17 protein-coding genes are annotated in these 24,192 nt (G+C 59.7%); 5 read left to right on the top strand and 12 right to left on the bottom strand.

The features are described 5' to 3' along the window. Position 1: 1 nt before the first annotated feature. From ACILSR_RS07575 to ACILSR_RS07585, 3 genes are read left to right on the top strand one after another with little or no spacing between them, the layout of a single operon-like run. Entirely contained in the window at positions 2–859 is an 858-nt protein-coding gene (locus ACILSR_RS07575; protein WP_395749138.1) for a hypothetical protein, read from the top strand. Between the two features lie 46 nt (positions 860–905). Further along, on the top strand, positions 906–3,395 hold the full coding sequence (locus tag ACILSR_RS07580) for a hypothetical protein (protein WP_395749139.1): 2,490 nt from the start codon (positions 906–908) through the stop codon (positions 3,393–3,395). 57 nt (positions 3,396–3,452) lie between these two features. After that, entirely contained in the window at positions 3,453–4,961 is a 1,509-nt protein-coding gene (locus ACILSR_RS07585; RefSeq protein ID WP_395749140.1) for a sulfatase-like hydrolase/transferase, read from the top strand. A 143-nt stretch (positions 4,962–5,104) separates the two neighbouring features. Here the strand turns inward: ACILSR_RS07585 and ACILSR_RS07590 are convergent, their stop codons facing one another. From ACILSR_RS07590 to ACILSR_RS07615, 6 genes are all read right to left on the bottom strand, one after another. After that, positions 5,105–6,406 carry a sialidase family protein gene (locus ACILSR_RS07590; RefSeq protein WP_395749141.1) on the bottom strand — a complete coding sequence of 434 codons (1,302 nt, stop codon included), beginning with the start codon at positions 6,404–6,406 and terminating at the stop codon, positions 5,105–5,107. A gap of 6 nt (positions 6,407–6,412) precedes the next feature. After that, positions 6,413–7,951 carry an FAD-dependent oxidoreductase gene (locus ACILSR_RS07595; protein ID WP_395749142.1) on the bottom strand — a complete coding sequence of 513 codons (1,539 nt, stop codon included), beginning with the start codon at positions 7,949–7,951 and terminating at the stop codon, positions 6,413–6,415. Further along, positions 7,948–9,942: an FG-GAP repeat domain-containing protein gene (locus ACILSR_RS07600; RefSeq protein ID WP_395749143.1), complete on the bottom strand. Its 1,995-nt coding sequence runs from the start codon at positions 9,940–9,942 to the stop codon at positions 7,948–7,950. Before ACILSR_RS07600 ends, ACILSR_RS07595 begins: the two co-directional genes overlap by 4 nt. A 337-nt stretch (positions 9,943–10,279) precedes the next feature. Continuing rightward, on the bottom strand, positions 10,280–10,732 hold the full coding sequence (locus ACILSR_RS07605; RefSeq protein ID WP_395749144.1) for a nuclear transport factor 2 family protein: 453 nt from the start codon (positions 10,730–10,732) through the stop codon (positions 10,280–10,282). Continuing rightward, positions 10,729–11,589 (bottom strand): hypothetical protein, encoded by an 861-nt coding sequence (locus ACILSR_RS07610; RefSeq protein WP_395749145.1) that lies wholly within the window; start codon positions 11,587–11,589, stop codon positions 10,729–10,731. The genes ACILSR_RS07605 and ACILSR_RS07610 overlap by 4 nt, the downstream gene beginning before the upstream one ends. 2 nt (positions 11,590–11,591) lie before the next feature. Then, entirely contained in the window at positions 11,592–12,353 is a 762-nt protein-coding gene (locus tag ACILSR_RS07615; RefSeq protein WP_395749146.1) for a DUF2334 domain-containing protein, read from the bottom strand. A 105-nt stretch (positions 12,354–12,458) separates the two neighbouring features. Between ACILSR_RS07615 and ACILSR_RS07620 the strand changes: the two genes are divergently transcribed. Further along, positions 12,459–12,830, top strand: coding sequence for a glyoxalase superfamily protein (locus ACILSR_RS07620; RefSeq protein ID WP_395749147.1), 372 nt, complete (start codon positions 12,459–12,461; stop codon positions 12,828–12,830). A 79-nt stretch (positions 12,831–12,909) separates the two neighbouring features. Here ACILSR_RS07620 and ACILSR_RS07625 read toward each other — a convergent pair whose 3' ends face one another. After that, positions 12,910–13,689, bottom strand: coding sequence for an alpha/beta hydrolase family protein (locus ACILSR_RS07625; RefSeq protein ID WP_395749148.1), 780 nt, complete (start codon positions 13,687–13,689; stop codon positions 12,910–12,912). Between the two features lie 100 nt (positions 13,690–13,789). Between ACILSR_RS07625 and ACILSR_RS07630 the strand changes: the two genes are divergently transcribed. Beyond that, a complete protein-coding gene (locus ACILSR_RS07630) occupies positions 13,790–16,141 on the top strand; it encodes a hypothetical protein (RefSeq protein ID WP_395749149.1) in 2,352 nt (783 codons plus the stop codon). An 18-nt stretch (positions 16,142–16,159) separates the two neighbouring features. Here the strand turns inward: ACILSR_RS07630 and ACILSR_RS07635 are convergent, their stop codons facing one another. The 5 genes from ACILSR_RS07635 to ACILSR_RS07655 all read right to left on the bottom strand — a co-directional run bounded on the left by ACILSR_RS07635 (position 16,160) and on the right by ACILSR_RS07655 (position 24,183). Continuing rightward, the gene (locus ACILSR_RS07635; protein ID WP_395749150.1) at positions 16,160–16,960 is read right to left on the bottom strand and encodes a sugar phosphate isomerase/epimerase family protein; all 801 of its coding nucleotides are present in this window, start codon (positions 16,958–16,960) and stop codon (positions 16,160–16,162) included. A 151-nt stretch (positions 16,961–17,111) separates the two neighbouring features. Then, positions 17,112–19,061 (bottom strand): SUMF1/EgtB/PvdO family nonheme iron enzyme, encoded by a 1,950-nt coding sequence (locus ACILSR_RS07640; protein ID WP_395749151.1) that lies wholly within the window; start codon positions 19,059–19,061, stop codon positions 17,112–17,114. Positions 19,062–19,372: 311 nt separating this feature from the next. After that, entirely contained in the window at positions 19,373–20,908 is a 1,536-nt protein-coding gene (locus ACILSR_RS07645; protein WP_395749152.1) for a sialate O-acetylesterase, read from the bottom strand. Positions 20,909–20,938: 30 nt separating this feature from the next. Then, positions 20,939–22,201 (bottom strand): sialidase family protein, encoded by a 1,263-nt coding sequence (locus ACILSR_RS07650; RefSeq protein ID WP_395749153.1) that lies wholly within the window; start codon positions 22,199–22,201, stop codon positions 20,939–20,941. Continuing rightward, positions 22,198–24,183, bottom strand: a complete 1,986-nt coding sequence (locus ACILSR_RS07655; protein WP_395749154.1) for an FAD-dependent oxidoreductase — start codon at positions 24,181–24,183, stop codon at positions 22,198–22,200. The genes ACILSR_RS07650 and ACILSR_RS07655 overlap by 4 nt, the downstream gene beginning before the upstream one ends. Positions 24,184–24,192: the final 9 nt, after the last annotated feature.

Below are 24,192 nucleotides of genomic sequence, written 5' to 3' on the forward strand. Positions count from 1 at the left end.
GATGACTCTTGAATACGCCATCCAGGATGCCCTCGGTCGCAGCACTCGCCCGCTGAAAGCCGCGGAGATCGCCAGGCTCATCAAGCCTTCCGCGGGACGTGCCGCCACACCGAAGGCGGTGCTTGCAGCGCTGGAGTCTCTGGCCTCGGCAGGAGTGCTGCACCAGATTTCCGCAGGCACCACCAGCAAGCCCCAGCCTCTTTTTTCCTCGTGCAGCCTCGAAGCATCAGCCATGGCATTGCTGAAATCATGGGTGCACGCATCCAAAAAGGAGCAGAAGGCGGCAAAGCTGCAGGCAAAACTGCCCTTTGGATTGCAGTCCAGTTTTGAATCCGCCCTGGCGCAGCTCCACGCAGAAGGCGCCTTGTTCGTCATGCCCGGCGGCAAACGTCTGGTCTATGCTCGCAAGCCCCGGCCTTCGGAGATGCTCGGTGCTGCACAGCGCCGCGCTTTGCAGAAAACCCTCGACGCAGTCAATGGCGCACGTTCGCAGCCCCTCTCCTGGGATGCTCTCATCCAGTGGCTGGACGAAGAGTCTCCTCCTCCTCCCGCCGCGTCATCAGCCATCATTCCGGGCGAGGCCGAACTGAGAGTCTGGTATGAGCTCGACCGCATCCGCTCCTCCACCATGATGATCCCCATTCCGCGGACTTTCGCCCGTTACCGAGACTGGGCGGCAGAACGTGGCGGGGTCGCTGATTGTCAAGTTTTACGAAATTTGCTTGAGGCGCTTTACAACAATGGCCTGCTCCTGCTAGAACCTTGTGAAAGGCCGCAAGACCTCCCGGATAACGAGCGTGCACTGCTTGTTCCCATGTCTCTAGGTCCTCCCGGTTACTCCTGGTGCTGGGTTTCCTGATGCAGCATTTCTTCCCGTCCGAACTCTGTTACTGACTCCCACGACCATGTCCTCTTTCGCCGACCTGAATCCCTTCATGTCCACAAGCGTGGGCGAGAATGATCTGTGGAACTCAGCCCCTTTCATCGATGTGCCGTACATCCATTCGGTACCCTTCGGCGCGCTGCGCATCGCGGTGGACCAGGTGCGTGCGCAGCATCGCAGCCAGGTGCGCTTTGTCCGCGGTGCGGGTGGTTCGGGCAAGTCGCATCTTTTCTCGCGCCTCCGGCGTGAATGCGCCGACAGCATCTTTTATGCGTATGCGCCCAATCCACCGCTGCAGCCCGAGGCATTGGAAAATTTTATTCTGACCAGGTTCGTCGGCAGTTTGCGCCATCCCGCACGGGGCAGGGAGGGAAAAGAAGCGCCCTACAGTCAGCTGCGCCTGCTCGCCTACGCCCTGCTCAAGCCTGTGGTGGAGCAGGACTACACCTACCTGCAGTTGCATGAGGCCTGGGCGCAGATCGACCTCGAAACTCGCAAGGACATGATCCATCAGGCGGTGCAGCTTTTGGAGGCGGACCATCCCATGGTGCCACGGAGCGTTTTGCGCTGCCTGCTCAACGTGCTGCGGGACGACAAGGAACATCTTGCTGCGCAGTGGCTTTCCGGCGCCGCCTATCTCACAGAGGGCGAACTGAAGTACCTCGGCGTTGCCGAGCCTCTGGCTCGTTCAGAGATGGGAGTGGTCATCCAGCTCTTTGGAAAGCTCGCCTCCCAGGCGGGTTGTCCGGTGGTGCTCGTGCTCGATCAGCTCGATCTCGTTGTTACCCAGCCTCAGTTGGACGAGATGCAGCGCCTGCTTTTCGCGCTCATCGACCAGAGCGAAAACTGGGTCGTGCTCATCGGCCTCGTGGTGGAGCGTTTCGCCGCATGGGACGCGTCGCTTACCCAGGCACTGCGGGGCCGCGTCGGTGTGCCAGATTCGAATGCTCCCATGGGATTCCGCCTCCCTGTCATCGACATGCTGCCCTTAGCCAATGAGCAGAAGCGCCTCCTGCTCAACTGCCGGCTTGGCACTCCTGCCTTGGTCGAACAGCGTACCAGAGAAGGCATCACTTCAGCCATCCACCCGCTGCTGGAGGAGGACGTGGAACGACTCACCTCAGGCGGCGCCATCTTCCCGCGTCATCTTCTCGCTGCCGCCGCCGAAGCATTCGCCCTGCGCACCATGCAGTCGGTGCTGCCGCCGGAAATTGTTGGCGCTGTCGCTGCACAGCCGCCGTTCCAGCAGGCCATGCCGCCAAGCATGCCTCGCCCCGCATCTCCTGTCGTTGCCCCGCCGGTCGTCGCATCGCCTGTCGCCGCATCGCCTGTCGCCGCATCGCCTGTCGCCGCATCGCCCGTCGCCGCATCGCCCGTCGCACCGGTGCCTGTGATTACGGCGCCCGGCACCGCTTCGCCTGCAACGCCACCTCAGATCGCTGCGCCTGCAGTCATCGCACCACCTGTTCCTGCCGCAGTCATCCCGGTGGCCATCCCTGTGGTGGAAGAACCCAAGGCCGTGCCCGTCGCGACGGCTCTGCCTGCTCCTGCATCCGTGCAGCCAGCACAGCTGCCACCTCCTGCGGCGCTCGCAGGCATCCGGACAAGCCTCGCCGACAAGATGGATGGCCTGCTCCAGAAAGCGGTGGATGCTGCCAAGGCCGAAACCGTGCCCCCTACCGCCCTCGATCTTGGCGAGCGGACACGCGATCTCATCGAACTCATGGTGGCCCCGCCCGTCACCATCAGCGAAGGCGACATTCGCAAAAGCTACGACAATTTCGACGGCGCTGACCGTTGGTTCGAATGGGGTGGCAGCAAAGTACGCATCGTCTCGAGCGATGCCATGCGCGGCAGTTTCATCGCCGTGCTCGAGCGCATCAAAGCTGCAGCCGGAGACACTCTTCTGCTGCGCAATGTCATCGCTCCCGTCTCCGGGCAGCTGACCATGGAATTGCTCAACGCCTTTAAATCAAAAAACATCTTCCATCATCTCGCGGCGGCTGAAGCGGCCGTTCTGTCTGCCCTCGGGCGGGTGCTCGCCGACCTCCGTGAGGGTTCTTACGATCAGTTCGCCACCGAGCCTCCAGCCACCAGGGACAATGTGCTCGCTGTCTTGCGAACTCATCCCCTCCTCCGCGGCCTTAAGTTGTGGGAAATGATTCAGCAGGCTCATGCGCCAAAACAAGCCCAGCCCGCGCCGCCGCAGAGCTCAGTTCTCTCATCCATCATCCGGCCTACGCCAGCAGCCATTCCGCCGGTCCTTCCCGCAGTCTCTCCCCCGGTCGCTTTCGGCGCCAGGCCCCCCGTTGTTCCTGGGGCCAAGCAACCGCCGCCGCCGCCAGCTGGCACAGTCCCCACCAAGCCGGTCGCAAAGCCGCCGTCGGCACCGGCCTTCAAGCCCGTTGCCAAACCGCCATCGCCTCCCATGATGAAGCCTCCGGCAGCGGTGCCACGTCCGCCCGTGAACAAACTTCCCCCGCCTTCCCAGGGGCAGGGGAACGCCGCCTGAGCAATTCGGAGAGCTTTGCAGCTACAATGCGGCATCGTGCCACGTTAATCGCGCACCATGAAAGCTCTCGTCTTCCTCCTGCTCAGCCTCTTCACGCTCCACCCCCTCGCAGCAGAGGCGAAGCGCCCGAACATTCTCTTCATCTACGCCGATGATCAGTCCACCAAGACCGTCGGCTGCTATCCCGGCTCATGGCCTTGGGTGAAGACCCCAAACATCGACGCCCTCGCCAAAAACGGCACACGTTTTCACGCCGCCTACCTTGGCTCCTGGTGCATGCCCTCTCGTGCCACCATGCTCACCGGTCGCTTTCCCCACGGCATCGAGTCCATGTCCATGGAGGGCAAATACCCCGGCAGCACCTACGATCCAAAACAGTGCCCCTTCATCCCGGCCGAGATGCGCAAGCAGGGCTACCACACCGCCCAGATCGGCAAATGGCACACCGGCACCGACACCGGCTGGGGCCGCGACTGGGATCATCAGATCGTCTGGAATCGCCCCCTGCATCCCGAAAACGCCGGCGCTTACTACGAGACCCAGATCATGAGCGTCGATGGCCAGGAGCAGACCATCGAAGGCTACCCCGCCGACAACTACACCCGGTGGTCCCTCGACTACATTCGCGGCAAAAATCGCGATGCCGCAAAGCCCTGGTATCTCTGGGTATGTTACGGCAGTGTCCACGGCCCCTCCACTCCCGCCAAACGCCACAAAGGCACCTACAAGGACGCCGAAGTCCCGGTGCCCGCAGACATCTTTCCACCTCGCGAAGGCAAACCCGATTACCTTAACAAAAAGCAGGCATGGACGAAAGGCCCCGACGGCCACCCCATGGCTGGCAAAGGAGGCGAAGCCTTTGGCGAGAGCAAGAAGGGCAAGCGATTCGACGACTGGGTGCGCCAGGTCAATGAATGCGTGCCCGCCATTGATGAAGGAGTCGGTCAGCTCATCGCCGCCCTCAAAGAGTCCGGCCAGTATGAAAACACCCTCATCATCTACACTGCCGATCAGGGCTTCTCCATGGGCGAGCACGGCTTCCGCACCAAGCTCGCGCCTTATGACGCGAACTACCGCTCGCCCCTCATCATCAGCATGCCCTCACGCTTCCCCACCGGTCAGGTCTGCGCAGCATCCGTCAATGCCCCCGACCTCGCCGCCACCTTCCTCTCCATCACCGGCGTCAAAGTCCCCTGGCAGACCCATGGCCGCGATCTCACCCCGCTTCTCGAAAAGCCCCAAACCGCCTGGCCGCACCCCTGCTACTACGAGCACATGGGCAACGAGTACGGCGCCAAAGTCAGCCAGACCATCCTCACCGGCGCCGAGCAGAAAAATGATCAGGGTGTGCCCCTCTACAGCGCCCTCGTGCAGGACCAGTTCAAACTCATCCACTACCTCGACGGCAAATCTGGCGAAGAACTCTACGATCTCAAAAACGATCCCGAGGAACTCAATAACCTTATCCATGATGCCTCCCAAACCGAGCGCATCAACACTCTCCGCATCGCCCTGCAAGCCGAACTCAAACGCACCGAATCAGGTTTCACCGATTTCGTCAAATAACGCGCCGAACCAAAGTTGCCCAGTTGCGCCGCAACTGGGTTCTGATCGCCCCCCCCGCACCGCAATCTACCAGCTATCCCAAGGCGGAGTGGTCCGCACATTCCACGTGCGGTTTCTGAGCATTCGCTCAGCGCACCGCCCTCTCAATACACCAGCCCCCGGAACCCCGTCACCCGGTGAAACGTGATCAAATTGCCATTGTGCGCCGAATGCGCCTTCTCATCCCCGCTCCGGCTCACAATGCATAAATCCTCCCCGTCAATACACATGCTCGCATAATGCCTCGACTCCTTCGGTGTCTCTCCTTTGCACACCAGCCCCGCAAAGCACCAGTCGATCATGTTCTTCGAAAAATGCAGCACCAGCCGCTGCCTCTCATTGTCCGGCAGTCCCCAGCGCTCCTTCGCCAGCCTGTCTGGCCGTGTCATTGAGTCCGTCGCCTGCGAACTCAGCAGCCAGTATAGCTTCGTCTTCGCATCCCACTCCACGTGAAATCTCATCTGCCCGCCAGGGCAGGGGACATACAGCATCGGGGTGCCTGCCGGTGTCTTCACCACTGAAGTCGTCATGCTCCCATCATCGTTCTCCTTCACCTGCGCGATCGCTGCATAATTCGTCATCCCAGTGTGCGCCCGCATCCACAGGTGAAAAGTCTTCCCCTCAGGATCGCACCACACATGATCAGGATCCGTAAACTGCACCACATTCGTCTCCAGCCAGCCCAGCGGCGCGATGCCCCGTCCCTTCGGCGGCACCAGGTACGTCATTTTCTTCCGGTCCACGGGATAAAACGGCAGCCCAAACGCATTCGGCAACTGTGTCTCCGGAACGTCCTCAAACACCAGCTCACTCGCAAACGCCCAGCTCTTCCTCTCCGTCAGATCAGCATCCGCGCGCGCTCGCATCAGCACCGGCGCCAAATCCGCCACCTGCCACCCCTGAATGCCTCGCTTCGGCGCATGCTTTTCCATTACCAGATACACGTTCCCCTTCGCAAACAGCACATTGCATGCGGACTGATGCCAGTTCCCCTCGTCGTTTAAAGACCTCCGTTCACTCCACGTCATCCCCTCATCATCCGAGCGCACAATCCCCACCTGCTTGCTCCGCCCAAGAATATAAAGCGACTTTCCTGCCACAAACGGCCGCCCAAAGCTCAGCTCAAAATTCGCACGGTGCGTCCACGTCCTGCCCCCGTCGTCACTGGTCAGGATGCGTGACTCGTGAAACGCCTTCTTCTCCGGCGTCACCGCCTTCCCCGCAGACGAAACCTCATGCGTCACCACCAGCCTCCCCGAAGGCAGCCTGCAAATCCCCGGAGTATAACCATACAACCGCGCGGGGTCCGGCGAACTCCAGATCACCACATGCTCCTGTGCCAAGGGCCTCACCTGTGCCGCAAGCGGCAGCACCAGGAAAAATAGAAAAATAAAAAGCCGGTTCATATCAATTCACTCCGGTCGCAGCACCGCCCCCTGTTTCACCAGCAGCTCCTGCATTTCCTTCACTGGCACCTTCCTCATCTCCACCCCGTGCTGCATCGCCAGATGCGCCGCGACACCCGCCGCCTGCCCCAGCGCCATCCACGTCGGCTCCAGCCGGATGCTTGAAAACGCCACATGCGTCGTGCTCGCAGGCACCGGCGCGATCAGCCCATTGACCTTCTTCGGCACCATGATCCGATACGGAATCTGATACGGCCGCGTGATCTTTTTCAGCATTCCCAGATACCCCTCCAGCACCACCGTGTCCCCCGGCTGCTTTTTCTGCATCGGAAAACTGTCGATCGGAAACTCCCCCACCGCGATCGCATCCTCATGCATCCTCTCAGACGGCAGCCCCGCCTGCTCCGTGATGTTCCGCTCGCTCAGCGTAAACTCACCCACCAGCCGTCTCCCCTCACGCACATAAAGCTGAAACGGAAAATGCCCGTATTCCGGAAACTCATCTTTGCACGGCTGATACCTCAGCGCTGTCTCATGCGCATTCTCCGGCACCTCGCTGTCATGCTGCAAAAACCACAGCAGCCCCAGCGAGAGATCCCGGATCTTCTTCGTGATCCGCTCCCTCTCCTCCCAGCCCGCTTCAATGTAGCCCGCATTCTCCTCCGCAAACACAAACCCCAGCGGCACCGGCTTCATGTTCAGCTCCACCTTCTCATTCGGCAGCTTCCGCACCGTAAAGGCAATCGTCGTCAGGTTGTTGCCAAACCTCCCACCCTTGAGATCTTCAAAATAACCCAGATACCGCGTGCGGTCATACCCCGCCGGTGGTGCAGTCAGCGGCACCTGATTTTCTGGATCCGAAGACAGCGGAATCCGAAACGTAAACGCCTGCATCCGCTTGTCTCCCGCACCCGTGCCACCGATGCGCTCACCACCGGGAACATTGTAAATATGCCCCGCATGCGGTTCACCAAAATCATCCCGGCCCTCGCGCCCCAGCCGAAACTCCGCCCCCGCCGCCGCGATCAAATCCCCCTCATAGGTCGCATCCACAAACACCCTCGCCTTCAGCTTCCGCTCCTCCTTCGTTCCGCGATTCAAAATCGTCACCGCGACTACCCGCCCCTCCTTCACCTCGGCACTCACGAGCTCATGCTGTTTCAGCACCGTGATCTTCGGCTGCTCTTTCACAAATCTCTCAAACACCTCCTCCGCCACCTTCGGTTCATACCAGTAGCCATCTTTGCACAGTTTCACCGCCTCTGACTTCTCCCCATACGCCGCCACATAGTGCGCCTTCACGCGGTCTACAAACTCGCGAAAAAATCCCTGAATCATCGCCCGGTTCTCAATGTCACTCGCCCCCAGTCCGCTCGCGCTCATCCCCCCAATCCGCTGGTGATACTCCACCAGCGTCACCGCATGTCCCAGCCTCGCCGCTGTCACCGCCGTGGCAATCCCGCCCGGCGTGCCACCAATCACCACCACCTCCTGCGCGCGCAGCACCGTCACAACCAGCACGGCTAAATAGCAAAAGTACTTCATGGCTTTGTTTGCAGTTTTTTTCCCGGCAGCAGAAACATCCTCCCGGCTTCATTGCATATCAGCAGATTCGGCCCATTGCCACCCAGCATCGTTCCCACCGCGCCCGTCTCATGCGCGCCACCTGGCTGAATGACCTTGCCCTCCGCGTCTTGAAACGTCAGCGGCCGCGCAAATTTCATCTTCGCATTCGTCCCCGTGTTCAGCATGACCAGCGGCGTGCCCAGCGTCTTCTTCAGCTTCGTCGGCAGCGCTGAATCTACCAGCTTCCCGATCAGTCCGCCCACCACCGGATTCTGTCCCAGCGCCGCCATCGGGTAGCCTGTCTCACGATCAGGAATCGAGCATACCCGCCCCGTGCCGATCACCAGATCCATCTTCCCATCCTGGTTCCAGTCAAAGAAGTCCAGCTTGCACCGCCCGCTCATGCCACCGACTCCACCACTCGCGCCGATCGTCTTGCCATCCTCCAGCAGCATCTTCCCACCATCCTCCACATTGTAATCATCAATGCGCCAGTACAGGTGAAACTGATCGTCTCCATCCACCATCGCCAGCGCCACCCGCTCCCCGATCTTCGCCAGCGCCGCACGGCAGCGCCACATCCCGTGAAGATCAATGCCATCGCAATAAATCGGATGCGCCGCCTCCAGCTTCGCCTCCGTCTTCGTGCCACGATTCATATAGATCATGTAGTTCCCCGTGATGTCACACGTGATGAGTTCCGGCACCCCATCCCCATTCCAATCGATCACATTCGGTGAGAGATACCCCCACCGCGCTTCCTGCAATCCCTGCAAACTTCCCGCATACCCCGCCTGCACCTGAATCTCGCGCCCTCCTGCCTGCACTCGCGTCGCTGGCAGAAACTTCGGCTCCTCATTGCTCCCCACGTTTTTAAAGAACAGCACAAACCCCTCCGAGTTCCCCGCGATGATGTCCAGCACCTCATCGCCATTCCAGTCCACCGTTGTCGGCGCAGGCAGCGTCCCCGCATACAGGTCTGCATGCTCCTGCAGCACCGAAACCGGCTCCGTAAAAATCGGCGCACCCGCCTGCGTAAACTTTCCCGTGAACCGGTAAAAATACAGCGACCCCTCACCACACGCGATCAGCCCACTACCATACGCACACACGCTGGGGTTGATGCTCGGATGCCGCAGCGCATTCCCATCCTCACCCGCAATCAGCCGCTTCGTTTCCAGCTCAAACCCACTCGCCGCCTTGTTCCGGTAATACACCAGATTCCCCTGTCGCGATCCCGTCACCAAATCACGCTCATGCCCCTCACCTAGATTCACAGCGGTGATTCCATGCATCGAAAAATACACCTCATTCTTCGTCTTCGTGATCTGCTTTGCCTCTCCCTTCGAGTTCACACCCATCAAATAGCGATACCTCAGCTCTCCCACCGCAATCCCCGATGAGTTAAACGGCCGCCACTCCTCCGTGTTCGGACTCCCCTCCGGCCCTTTGCCACCGTTCGACATCTCGAACGCCAGATCATAGCTGCCATCCTCATTCAGCAGCACCCCCACGCTCCCTGGCGATTTCACCGCCCCCGGCAGCTTCACCCGTTTCGTCTCCCGAAACTCCAGTTTCTCCCGGTCAAACTCCGTCGTCACCAGCGCCTCCTTGTCAATCCACAGCCCGATGATCGCCCCATCCTTCCGCTGAAACACACTGCCCTTCTCCTTGTACGCACACTTCACCTCCACTGGCTGCGCAAACACCGGCGCCCCCGTTTCCGCTGCATCCACCCACCGGAACAAATGCACCGCCTGCGGTCCCCCATACCCAGCCACAAACAAATCATCTTCCTTGCTCCCAAAGACCCGCGCATGCCCCAGCACATGATGATTCAAATTCACCAACGCCAGCGGCCCCCTCCCATTCATCGCCCCCGAAGCCAGCGCCTTCGTCCCCTCCGGAAGATGCGGCTCCGCCGCCTGACACGTCGCCGCAAAGAATAAGAACACAAAAAGCAGTTTCATAAGGAGGTCCAAAGCGCGTCGCATGAGAATATTCAGCGCATCCCCCTAACGCTCCATTCCCCACACTATTTATCCACCATTAACCCCTAGTTGATGCACAATCTTGAACCCCGCATGCGCATCTTTGACTCCAAGCCGCTCGCCCACTCTCCAGCCCTGAAAGGGCTGTGGAACTAAGCCCAGGGTCAGCCGAGCCTCAGCGAGGCGACCCTGGGTTGCCTTCAACAAAACAGGGAAGCAAACCCAGCCCTCCGCCACATCCAGAATCTACCAGCAGCGTTCCCCATCCGCCCCGCCGCACACCCTACGTGCCAAAACGCCCTGCCGCCCTTGAACTCTACTTCGCCGCCGCACCCGCCGGCGGCGTCAGCTTGCACGACTGCCACGCCAGAAACTTCCACTTCCCACCTTCCAGCCGCCATACCGCCAGAAACGCCAGCGTCGGCTCAATGACACCCGTCTCCGTCCCGATCTTCAATTTCGCACTCCCCGTCATCAGCGCGATCCCCGGTGCCGGAAATGTAAAATTCCGCTCCACATAATCCACAGCCTGATACTTCGTCGTCCCCTTCAGCAGCACCTCAATAAACGAGCTCTTCGTGTCCACCACCCCCGTCGAGTGCGAATAGCGCAGCTCATCCGAAAATATCGCGCTCAGCTTGTCACGGTCCGGTGTCTTCATCGCCGCCACCCGCGCGTCATCCGCCGCCTGCACCGCAGCCAGCGGCGCCTCCTCGGCAAAAGACACACAGGCGACAAGGCAGATCAGGGAGGTAATCAGTGTTTTCATGGGTTCGGTATTTTAGCAGTCAGTTGTTTCACAATAAAACTCCAAATGTCGTCATACCCCTCCGTGGGGTGCCCCGGATACTTCACATAGCAGGTGGCCCCGGCGGCGAGCGCCAGCTTCTGAAACCCCACCGCCCACGCTGGCGAGTGTACATCATAGTTCCCCTGCGTGATGTCATCCGGCTTCGTCATGCCCCATTCGTTTTCAAAATACATTGGCGTCGCATTCTTGTGCAGCAGCCAGTCCGGCGACCACTTCTTTATCACCGGCAGCAGTTCATCCCGCCTCTTCAGCGACTCCTCAAAACTGCACCCCAGCGCCGGCGCTCCCCACTTCACTCCGGGCACCCATTCCTGCATCCGCTTCGGGTCGATCGTCGGCTGGCAGCGATACGCTGCGACGCACGTCACCAGCTCCGGCGCCTTGCATCCCACATACAGCGCCGGCAGCGCTCCCTGCGACCCTCCTCCCAGCGCGATCCTCTTCGGGTCCAGCTTCCACTTCTCCGCATTCTCCACCACAAACTTCACCGCGCTCATCGCATCCTCCAGCACATACGAGATCGGCTCGGTCACCTTGTCCGCCGTCGCATCCTCCATCGTCCGCACCTCCACCGCCACCACCGCAATCCCGTGCGGAAAAAACCGGTTCACATCCACCGCATGCTTGGATGCCTTCCAGATCCCCCCGTACCACAGCAGGGCAGGGAAGGGGCCTTCCCCCTTCGGAGGCACATGAATGTCGATCAGCTGATGCGCATGCGCTCCATACGGCACATCCGCATGCGTTGGCTTCGGGGGCTCCGCAGCACGCGCATAAGCCAAAGCCAGAGCGACAAGCAGAAAGCAAAATCTCATGTTCAATTCGACTGGGTTTTCTTCAAATACTCCGAGGGCGTCATGAACACAACGTTCTTCGATTTCAGAAACTCAATGATGCCCGTGAACCCCGCCCAGCGCTTGTCATCCCACTGCTCTGGGTGTCCCTGCAGCACCAGCACATCCTTCTTCGCCGCCTTCGCTTCATAAAACGTTTTAAACTTCTCCAGGTCCGGCACAAACGTTGGATTCTCCAGCGCCATCACACGCGGAATGCTCAGCCGTTTGTAAAACTTTGGCTTCTCCGGCCCATACAGCCAGATCGTCACCTCTGGCACCATCTCCATCGCTTCATCCGTTGCCTCCGTCGTTCCGCTCCAGTGCGGCCCAAACGCCGGCAGCGTAAATCCCAGCTTCTCCTTCGCCAGCTTTTCACCTTTTGCCAAAATCGCCCGCTGCTCCTCCGCCGTGCCATGCTCAAACTCCCCCGGCTCGCTCGCGTTCTTCATGTGGTAGCCATGCATCCAGAACTCGATCTGCCCTGCCGCCTGCACATCCTTCAACCACTGAAAATACAGCGCATTGTCTTTCTCCAAAGACTCCGTGATGATGCCAAACGATCCCTTGATGCCGTTCTCCTTCAGATAGTCATGCACCTTCAGCCACCGGTCAGACACCGGCTTCGTCCCCACCCGCCTCGCGATCACATCATCCAGTTTCAGCAAAATAATCTGCTGCGCCTGTAGCTTGGTTGCAAAGGCTGCCAGCAGAACGGCGGAGATAAAAAAGAAGGAACGAAACATGGCGGAAGAAGTCAATGTTGGTGGAAAAGAAAGCTGCCCTGCTCACGCTTCTTTAGCCAGCCTTTTTCACCTTGGATTTTCATTCGTCTCGAGTTAGCTCCGCGCATGATCGATGTCCTGCAAACCATTCCCGTTCTGCGCATTTTCGACGAAGCGAAGGCCCGGGAGTTCTACTGCGGCTGGCTCGGCTGCACGGTGGAGTTCGAGCATCGCTTCGAGCCCACCGCGCCGCTCTACATGGGCGTCATCCTCCACGGCCTGTCCCTTCACCTTTCCGAGCACCATGGCGATGGCACCCCGGGCACACACGTCTTCATCCGCTGTAAAAACCTCCGCACCTGGAACGCCGAGCTTCTCGCCAAAAACTACAACTACAACCGTCCCGGCATCGAAGACGCCTTCTGGGGCGGCATCTGCATGACCCTTACCGATCCCTTCTGCAACAAGCTCATTTTCAGCGAGCAGGACGCCGCATAAGCAAGCACCGCGAACCGGTCCGTACTGGGAGCGCCGGCTTCTAGTCGGCTCTGGCGCCGCCCCCTGAGTCACGAGCCGCTCACTGCGCCCCATGCTTCAACACAAACTCCACCAATTCCCGACACTCAAAAAACGACGGCCCCACCTTGTGCCCCTCCCCGGGAATCACCTTCACGCTGATCTCCCCACCACCCGCCGCATACCGCTCTTTAAGCAGCCCCGTATTCAGCTCATACGGCACCACCACATCCGAGTCCCCGTGCACCACAAACATCGGCACCTTGTTTTCCAGCAGCCCCTTTAAATTGTCCACCGGGTTAAACTCGCTCAGCTTCGCAGTCAGCTCTTCTTCCGGCATGCCAAAATCCGCCAGCGTCTGCGCTTTCGAATTCTTCAGCGGCCAGCTCGCCAGATTGCACACCGGATAGATGCCCACCCACGCCCGCAGTTTCTCCGGATTTCGGAAAGCCCATGCCAGCGTCATCATCCCGCCCCGGCTCTGTCCCAGCAAAATCGGCTTCGGCGAATATCCACGTTTTACCATCTCATCATAGAAAAATGTGAATTTCGCCGTGCTCCCCGGCGCACCCCGCACCTCACCCAGATCATATCCCGCAATGCTGATGCCCGCCTTCATGAAGGCCTCGTAGTACATCTTCCGGCCAAACAGCGAAACGCCGTTCAAAGTCGGTGCATACCACAGCCACGCCTTGCCGGCGGCAGGTTTGGGTGCTGCATAAAGAAAGGCCTTGTGACCATCCACCTCAAAAACCTCCGCAGTCTTCGGCAGAACCTCTTGAGCAAAAACAGGCAGCGCCAGCAGCGACAGAACGAACGTCAATAATTTGGATGAGGACATGCCGGAGATGAGGGCCAGCCGCGTGACAATGTCAACAGATCAGCACCCACTGCTGCTTCCCTGAACAGATCACCGCACGCCGTTCGTTTGCAATCCAACCATGAAACCATTCTGTCTCATCACCGCCATCATCATCACATCGGCGTTCAGTGCCGAGCCGCTGCGGGTCGAGATCACTCGTGACACCTGGGTATCATCCTACCCCACGGAAGTAGAGGGCAACAACGGCGCATCGCCAAAGCTCAAGCTCAAAGGCATCCAGGAGTTTGCACTGGTCGATATTGACCCCGCCTCGCTGAAAGGCAGACGCGTGACAAAAGCCCAGCTTCATCTCCACGGAGAAGGCGCAGATCCCCTCGGACGAGTGACCGTATCGACCATCAGCGACGATTGGGTGGAGGGCACCGGCACCGGCTATGCAAAGACGCCCGGAGCCAGCTCATTCGCCTGGTCTCGCACTGCTGAAAAACGCTGGGGCATCGATCAGCCGGACATCACCAGCGTGATCAACAGCGTCGGCGGCTCCCTCTGGAGCTTCGCGGACGCCACGCCCCGAGACGCAGATCACTGGCAGATCATCGCCGTCGATCCCGCCGTCGTGCAGGCACGCATCGAAGGCCGCAGCTTCGGCTTCGCCATCATGGACGACGTCGGCAGCGAGTACATTCGCGATGGCAGCAAATTCATCTACCGTCCATTTCTCAACCGCTACGTCTCCAGCAAAGACGACAAAAAAAGCACGCGCCCCTTCTTCATGCTGTGGCTCGAAGACGCAGCAGCGCCTCAGGCTGCCTTTCCAGCGCAGACACGTGCCCCAGTCACAGTTGCCACTCTGCCGCCAGTCCCCGCAGCACCACCAGCGAGCACCCTCCCCGTCGTGTGTTATGACGAATTCGGCATCCCATTGTCCTCGCTCGAATTCTTCGCCGCCAAAGGCGAGACGCTCAGTTTCTCCATCGCAGGAAAAGCGGCCATCGAAATTACCGGAGTGCAGACAAAGATCTTCGCCATGCCCTTGATCGCAGGCCACACGGATCCCCTCGTGCCGGATGGCTACTCAGGCGCGCCTTCCGCGGAAGGTGGCAGCACCTGCATCGAACTTCATGTTCCCAAGACCGCCCCTGCCGGTCGCATCGTCGGCAAAGTCACCGTCGGCTCACAGACCGTCCCCTGCGCCCTCACCGTTTGGAATTTCACCCTGCCAGATCACTTGTCGTTCATCCCGCAGATGAATTGCTACAGTCTCCCCGGCCACGAGCGTGACTACTACCGCCTCGCCCACGAGCACCGCACCACGCTGAACTGCCTGCCTTATCATTGGAACGGCCGCATCGATGCCGGGCCCGAAATCAAAAACGACGACACCTGGGATTGGGCGAAGTGGGACGCAGCTTACGGCCCTCTGCTCGATGGCTCCGCCTTTGCAGACCTGCCACGCAGCGGTGTGCCCGTGGATGCTTTCTACCTCATGCTGAATGAAAGCTGGCCTATGAATCACGATCAGCACTTCAAAGGCGGCTACTGGATCGAGTCCGCCTACGACGACGCCTACTGGTCTCAGTTTCGCGGCGCCGCGTCACGCATCGCCCAGCATCTCCACGAGAAAGGCTGGTCGGAACCCATGTTCGAGTTCTATCTCAACAACAAAGTTTCCGGCAAATCCGCAGGCTGGGAAAAAAGCACCGCTGCATGGATTCTTGACGAGCCTTCCAACACCCAGGACTTCTGGGCCCTGCGTCGCTACGGCATCGAGTTCTGGAACGCTGTCTCTGCTTTCCCCGGTCCCCGTCTGACCTTTCGCGCCGACATCTCTCGTCCGCAGTGGCAGCGCGATCTCCTCGATGGCGTCACCAGCGTCGAAGTCGTCAGCGGCTCCCTTCGTACCTATTCAGATCGCGTCATCTCGCGTGCGCAAAAATTCCACAACCTCGTTTACATGTACGGCAGTTCCAATGCCATCGGCACACCGAACGTCGCCAACGCAGCGTGGTGCGTTGAAGCCTGGGCCCTCGGCGCAGACGGCGTGGTGCCTTGGCAGACCGTCGGCACCACCGCCTCGTGGCAGAAGCCCGATGAACTCTCGCTCTTCTACCCCACTTCTAACGGCCCCGTTCCCAGCCAACGGCTGAAAACATTTCGTGCCGGTCAGCAGCTCGTCGAATACCTCAACATCTTCACTGCCCTCTCCGGCCAGCCACGTCAAAGCATCGCCGCCGCCGTCTTGAACGAACCCGGCCTCCGCGCCACCACCGTGAAGAAAAACGACGCCGATGCCGGCAAGTCCGCATTTGGCAAAGACACCCACAGCTCACTCACCGCCTTACGCATGCGGCTCGGCCAATGGCTTGATGCAAAAGCCCCGCCACCACGCGATCGCTGGCACGACCCCAGACCAACATCGCGCGATGCGTCGCAAATTAAAAACATCCAGCCCGTCGCCACCGCACAGTAGCTTCGTTCACCAGTCGGATTACAGCGCCTTCAGAGCCTCCAGCGCCAGTCGGCAGTCACTGCCCAGATCATCTCCCGCATTCGCTTCCACCGACACACCACCTGTGTAACCTATCTCTCTCAGTTGCTGCAAAAACAAATCCAGCTTTGGCACCTCAACCCCCGGCTTCGGGAAGCATCGCCCCTGCGGATTTGCCAGCTGAACCGCGCAGATGAGATCTCCCGCTTCCTTCACGATGTCCGTCGCTTCATTCTCCATCGCGAAATGATAAAAGTCCGCTGCCAGCCCGATTTCTTTCCGGTTCACCTCCCGCACCAGATCCAGGGCCTGCGCAAAAGTGTTGATGAAATTCGTCTCCGTATGATTCACGTGCTCGACAGCAATCCTCAAATCAAAGCCGCCCGTCTGAATCACATCTGCAGCCAGCACACAAAAGTCCACGATCTGCTTCCTCGCCTCCGTGGCCGAAAAACCCTCCGGAATCGACCTCGATCCCGGACTGCCAAACACCACCGCCTTCGCAGCCAGCACGCTCGCTCTCATCAGCGCCGTCTGCAAAAACTCGCGCGACTTTGCCTGATCCACGTCCGGCCCGGTCACCTTCAGCGTTGGAGGCAGAAACCAGTTCGCCGACTGCACCCGCACCTTGCTGCCGCGCAGTTTCACCGCCAGCTCACTGAACTCCTCATCCGTCATCGCCGCCACCTTCGCCAGCCCCGGCTCAATGAAGTCCATGCCACTCTCGATGATCGTGGCAAAGTTGAGCAAAGGCTCCGTTGTTTTAAAATCCGAAACTCCAAAAATAAAATGGTCAGTCATGAGGGTAGGGGGTAGGTCTGCTCAAAGTGATGCGGTCATGCCTCCATTCAAGTCGCGTTATTGAATGCAAACAGCGGGCGGCCGCCCTGCCTCACTCTCAGCCATCCAGCGTGAAGTGGTTCGCACTCTCCGAGTGCGGCTCAGCGCTTTCTCAAAAATCCGGCAGCTCACTCACCCACGCCAGATTAAAAACATAGTGATTCTTGCTCGTGATGAGCTGCACCTTTCCATCCCGCGTCTGAATCGCGGAAAGATACCCGCACGGCTCCGCCATTGTGTCGCTCACCACACACATGCCTCGATCAATCATATTGATGCTCCTCTCCTTGCCTCCCGGCGTGATCAGCCTCCTCACCGGCCAAGTCTTCCCTTCATCATACGACACCGCCGCAAACATCCCATACCCCGTGAACTCCCCGCTCTTCGATTTAAAAGTCATCCCCTTCCTGTTTTTCCAGTCGCTCCACTGATCCGTAAAACTGCACAGTAAAATCCCGCCATCATTCAGGCGGATCATCACCGCTCGCTGCACACTGCTGATCGCCGGAAACTCGCTCGCCTCATACGTCCAAGTCTTGCCCAGATCACTGCTGTAACTGACCGGCGTCTTATACCCAAACTTCGCCTGATCCTCTGGCTTGTCATTCCGGCTTATCGCCATGATGCGCCCATCGCTGAGCTGTACGATTGGCGCATGAATCCCTGGATATCGGAATCCCTTGCCACCCGGCCGAAAATCACTCGGCCGCTGCTTCACGTCATTAAACTCCCACGTCTTCCCGTCATCATGGCTGAAGACCAGACTGCATTGCCGCGAGTCATTCGTGATCACAAGGGTGCCATCAGTGAGACGGATCGGTTGATTGCCAAACTCACCCCCAGGCTGCATGACAAGAGCTTTGCTCCAGGTCACGCCGTTATTGGTGGAAGTGCGCACGAGGTTTTCATCGCGGCCTTTGCAGAAGTGATACAGCGTCGATTTCTCATCCCACCAGATCTTCGGCCCATGATCATTCACATCCGCCCCATCCCAGAACGGCGATGCCGCCTCCCACTCGCTGCTCCCACGTCGTAAACGGCTCGCCACATTGCACAGCTCGCTTCCGCCCTCATCCACGCAGGAATACCACACGGCCAGCAGATCCCCGTTCGGGCATTCGGTGATTCCAGGGCTGTGATTGTGCGCGGAAAACAGCGGCCCAAACGAATCCTTCGCGATCTTAACAAACGGCTTCGGCTCCACAAACACCGGCACATCCCGCGATCCTTGTTCGATCTTGATGCTTTCCTGCTTCACCTCCTGCGCATTCAGCGCCGGCTGTGGAGTTGGCAGCGATTTGCCTGACGGCAGCTCGCCCAGAACGACGCGGAATCCCACCTTGTCAGTTTTTGTCTGCGGCAGCCAGGCGGTGCGGTTCGCCGAACGCAGAAGTCTTGCGAACATCGAGTGATGCCCGCCTCGGATCACGCGGAAGTCACCCGCGCTTCGGCCCAGCGGGTCCGTCTGCTCGCCCGACTCATAGGGTCCGTACCAGTCCTGGCACCACTCGGCGACGTTGCTGTGCATGTCGTAAAGACCCCATGGGTTCGGTGCGGACTGCGCGACCTGCAAATTGAGTTGCTTCTCATCTCGGTACTCCTTCGGCAGGGGGGCATCACCGAAGAAGCGCGCGCGGACCCCGGCCTTGTCGGGCCACGGTTGGAATCCCTCAGGCAGGACGTCTCCGACATAAAACAAAGTCGTCGTTCCGGCACGGCAGGCATATTCCCATTCTGCCTCGGTGGGCAGGCGGTAGGATTTGCTTTCCTTCTTTGACAGCCATTCACAAAACTGCTGCGCCTGGTCCCAGCTCACACCACTCAGCGCATCATCATCCTTGCCACTTCCCTGTCGAAACACCGGCTTGAATTGTCGGTACTGCCCCAATGTGACTTCGGTCGTGCCCAGATGAAACGTCTGCGTGATCGTCACCCGGTGCGCAGGCTTCTCATCCCAGTCTGCATCATCAAACTTCGCCGGATGCTTCGTCATCTTATAATCGGCCGCTGGTCCGTCCTGTCCCATCATGAACGAACCGGGCTCGATACGCACGAATTTCATGCCGATGGAATTGGTGAAAGGCTCCGCAGCGTGCAAAGAGGCCATCAAGGCAAAGCTAAAAACAAAACTCCGTGTCATAATCAAAATCATCATTCGTTTATCACACTCAGTTAAGCTCGGATTTCGCACGTTTTGCAACCACCAACGAATGCACGATCTTGAATCCCGCATGCGCATCTTTGACATGCGCGGCACTCGCAATTCGTTCAGCCCTGAAAGGGCGGCGTAATACAGTCCAGGGCAAGCGAGCCAAAACGAGCGCCGTCCTGGGTTGCCGTTAGCAAACAGGAAAGCAAACCCAGCGCCCCGCCTCACTCCCTCTCCACCACCACCCGAAACGGCCTCAGAGGCAGCCCAGCCCCGTTCTCCAGCGACACAATCGGATTCTCCGCCCACGCATACCGCACCTCCTGCGGCTTAGGCGCCTCCTTGCTCCACACCACCACCTCATTCCCCTCGATCTTCCCTTCCGCCCACACCCACTTCCCATCCGAATTCTTCAGTACAAAGCCCCGCACCTCCGCACCACGCGCTTTCAGCCCATCCGCATATTTCAGCCGCACACGCACCTTCTCCCCCTCGGCCTCATGCGACGCAAACTCCGGGCTGTGCACCTCTCCTAGCTCAAGGCCATACACCTCCGAGAGCGCCAGATTAGCCAGCCGGTCCCCCACCGGCTTCTTCACCGGAAAGTGCGCGTTCTCCGCGATGCCCAGATCGATCGAACACACCACACCCGTCTTCGGCAGCTTCAGCGCCGCATTTTGCGCCTCGCGGATCACTGGCAAAAACTTGTCCTCATCCGGCCTCGTCTGCAGCGGGTGCATGTTGTTCACCTCCACATAGTAAAACGGCAGCTCCGCATGCCAATGCGCACGCCACGTGCGGATCAGTGTCTGGATCAGCTCCGGATATTCCTCTGGGTGCTTGCCATTCCCGTCCCCCTGAAACCAGATGACACCTTTCACCGCATAAGGCTCCAGCCCTGCGATCTTCCCGTTGTACAGCCGCGTCGGCACCTTGCTCCCATCCGGCGCGTAAAAAGGCCGCGGCCTCTGCTTCGCATTCTTCACCATCAGCTCCTGCGTCGGGTTCGCCTTCCGCCACGCCGCCTCTTCTTCCTTGTACTTCGCCTCCGCCTCCTTCGAATATCCCTTCAGCGCCTCCTCATGGCGCTTCCAAATCGCCGCTCCCACCGAGGTCTTGTCCAGGTCCTCCTTCGGAATCCACATCTCCGCTCCCGTCCCACCCACGGATGAAACAATCAACCCCACCGGTGTGTGCAGCTTCTGCTGCAGCGCCAGCCCAAAGTACCACGCCACCGCCGAGCATTTGCCGATCGTCTCCGGCGCGGCAATGGCCCAGCTTCCTCCCACATCCTCCTGCGGCTCATCTGCTCCGCGGCTGGTCACCATGAAAAACCGAATCTTTGACTTCACCGTCAGCGTCTGCGCCTTCGCCTCCGCCAGCGTCTCCGGCGCCACATTCGGTGCCGCCACCTGAAACGCCATGTTGGATTGCCCGCCGCCCAGCCACACCTCGCCGATCAGCACATCCTTCACCGTCACTGTATTGACTCCCTTCACCGTCAGCGTCTGCGGCTCATGACTCGCCTTCATCGCGCCCAGCATCACCTTCCACTTCCCATCCGCACCCGCCTTGGCGCTCTTCGTTTCCGTCGCCAGCGTCACCTGCACCTCCTCACCCTCCTTCGCCCATCCCCAGACCGGCACCGGCGTCCGCGCCTGCGCCACCATGTGATCAGAAAACAGCGCCGGCAGCTTCACCTCCGCACGGCTCACTCCAACGCAGAGGCATAACAACAAAAGTACAAAGCAGGTCTTCATAAAAGGATGGGCTCTCAACGTCACTCCCGCTCACTTCTTCACCCCTTTGCTCTTCTCAAACGCCTCCTCCATCAGCTGCGGCTCACGGCTCTTGTGTACACCGCCCTCAGAATCAGCCAGCCGGTTGACCATCTGCTTCAGCCTGCTCCCCTCCGTCACAATCTTCCCCGCCTTGATGTCCGCCTCGCTGAACTTCGCAAACAAGATCTCCTGCTCATCCTTCTCATACCGCCCGCGGTCATACGTCACATAAATAAAACCGTTCGCGCCCTCCGTCCCGTCCGGATAGCTCACCCGCTGCCGCTCATCCAGCATCAGCTTGTGCGGCCACGTCTTGCCATCATCTTCAGAAAGCATCGCCGTCAGCCGGTCCCGCCCGCGCGGAACATCATTCACCACCAGCAGCAGCGCACCCGACTTCAGCTTGCGCAAAAAGAACCGCGTGTTCAGCCCGCGCTCCTTCGTAAACGGCCCCTCGTTCACCCACGTCGCCCCATGATCAAACGACTCCGCCTGCGCGATCCCATACGTCGTTCTCGCCATCATAAGCAGGCTGCCGTCCTTGCGCTCCACTGCCATGTGCTCCGCAAACGACACATCCTTGATGCTGAACTTCGAGAGAAACGAATAGCTCTTGCCCTGATCATGCGAGACATAAAACTGCGTCCGCGTCCCCTGCTTCGTTTCCTGATTATTATCAATCGGCCGCAGCCAGTCACCATTCGAGAGCACCGTCGGCTTGTTCAGCCCCAGCCCAAATCCCGCCAGCACCGGCGCATTCCACTTCGGCATCGCCTCATCCGGATTCTCGCAGCAGAAGCCCCACAGCGAACGAATGCCCTCAGGGTGCTTCACTTTCAGAATCCGAAACACAAACCACCACAGCCGCCCCTGCGGATCAATCCACACATTCGGATCTCCCGTGCTCCCTTCAAAAAATGTCGTCGGATCATACACCGCCACCGGATTGCTCCACGTCACGCCATCATCATCGCTCGTCACCAGCAGAGCATGATTTCCGCTGCTCCCCTCGCTCAGCGGCCCCGCGTACCACGTCGCCCACAGCCGTCCCTTCGCCGTGCGCTCAATGCTCGGAATCCCCTGCCACATCCGCATCCGCGGCCAGTACTTCGGCCCCGGGTCCACCTTGATCACCGGCGGCGTTCTCGTCGTCACGCCAAAATCATCCGGCACCAGCGTGGTCGCTGGATCATTCGGCGGAGCCGCCATCAGTGAAACCGCACGCAGCGAAATCAGCAGCAGTGCAAACAGGGAAAAATAAGATCTCTTCATTTGGTTTTCGTCATCGGTTCAATATTCAAAACACTCCCCGCCTCCAGCAGCACCCGCTGCACCAGCCCCGGATCCAGTGCGCGCGGCTGCACCTGGTTCTGAATCGACAGCGCCGCGATGGCTCCCACCGCCTGCCCCATCATCATCGTGTGCGGCTGCAGTCGCGTTGCTCCATTCACCATGCGCGATTGCGAAATGTTTTTCTCCGCCGGCAAAAAGCCGTCCACCTTCTCCGGAATAAAACTCTCAAACGGAATCGCAAACGGCCCCGAGCCATGCCCTCCAAACTTGTCTGGAATATCCTCCTCACGATCCAGGTCCAGCTCCAGCCAAGGCTTCGACATCGACCCATGCATGTCCACCGGGTAGTCCCCCAGCGCCACCGTATGAGGAAACTGCACCGGCCTGCCCTTCTTCCGCTCGATCTCCCTCGCCGTCATCGTATGCAGCCCGATGATCCTCCGGCTCTCCCGCACATACGGAATGATCGAAAACTGATAAAAAATCGCACGATACGGTCCCAGCTCCGGCCGCTCCTTCAGCCACTCATCGATCGCCTCCCGATTGCACGGCGTGTCATACCCCTCATCATTCGCCACCGCCCAGTCCGTCTTCCCCAGCGTATGCTGCATGAAGTAAATCAGATGCAGCGTCTTCAGCCGCATCGCTCGATCAGTCGCCTTGCGCAGCACCGGATCCTCAATCTCAGCCACACTCGCCACATAGTCGTTGTTATAGTTCAGATGCGTCCGCGTGATCGGCGGCGAATCCCCCGGCCTCGAACTGTCCGGCATCCCGCGATACCCGATAAACGTCGCCCACGTCCACGGCTTCCCTTGGCTGTCCACCTTCTCCCCATCCACCAGCGTCTTCACAAACGCTGCATGCACCTTCTCCGTATAGCCCGGCGGGGGTTCCTTGATGCGCAACTCCTCCGGCACCCCCTGCGGATACTGCTTCACCACCGCCGTCCACGTGTTGTCCTGCACCCGCCGCTTCACATCGATCGCATCACTCGTGCAATTCCCCACCCGATACCGCGCGCCCGTCAGCGGAATCACATCCCCCCACTCCGTCGCATCAATCAGCACCCGGCACTGAATCGCCCGCGTCTTCCCACCCTTCTCCATCAAATCCACCACCTCCACTCCCGTCACCGTATCCCCCTTCTTCGTCACCTTGCTCACCCGCGCACGCTCCACCAGATCCAGCACACCCTTGCCACGCGCATCCCCCAGCAGCACATGAAGCAGATGGCGGCCCACCCGCGGCTCCAGGCACGTGTGGCTGTTCCAATACGCCGTCATAAAGTTGATGCCCAGCGGCTGATATTGCGAAGCCACCAGCCCGCACCATTCGCGATAAAGCCCGCGCTTTCTCACCAGCGTCCCGCCCTCATCCATCGAGGTCACCGCCGCCGCATTCATCTGCCCGCCGATCCAGTCCGTCTCCTCCAGCAGCAGCACCGTGCAGCCCATCCGCGCCGCCTGCACCGCCGCACCACATCCGCCGGTTCCCGCGCCCGCGATTACCACATCATAGCTCTCCTTCAGCTCCGCAAACGCCATCGCCTCCAGCGGCTTCGCGCTCGCCGACTTCGGTGCCTCCATCGGCAGCCTTCCCGCGATGCGATCCAGCACAATCGCCACATTCGCCCCGCTGCACTGGCCGCCAGCCACCGCATTCTTCTTCCAGTAATCCGGCGAGCTGATCAGCGCGCGCTGCACCAGCACATCCAGCGCCTCCTCCTTGGTCGCCACGGGCTTCAGCACTTTCACCAGCTCCACCAGCAGCCCCGCCACCTTCGCCCCGTCGCACTTGCCGCCTTCCACGGCATGCTCCAGCCAGTATTCCGGTTCGCTGATTAGCTTCTTCTTCTGCAGCAGCGCGATGTTGTCTCGCGTCGTTTCTGGTTCGCGACCTGCACCCACCGCCAGCGGCGCCGTAAGAAGCAAAGTGATGAGAAAAATGTTCAATTTCATGCGCGTGTG

Origin of the sequence: Prosthecobacter sp., assembly GCF_044222565.1 — a bacterium.
Classification (GTDB): Bacteria; Verrucomicrobiota; Verrucomicrobiia; order Verrucomicrobiales; family Verrucomicrobiaceae; genus Prosthecobacter.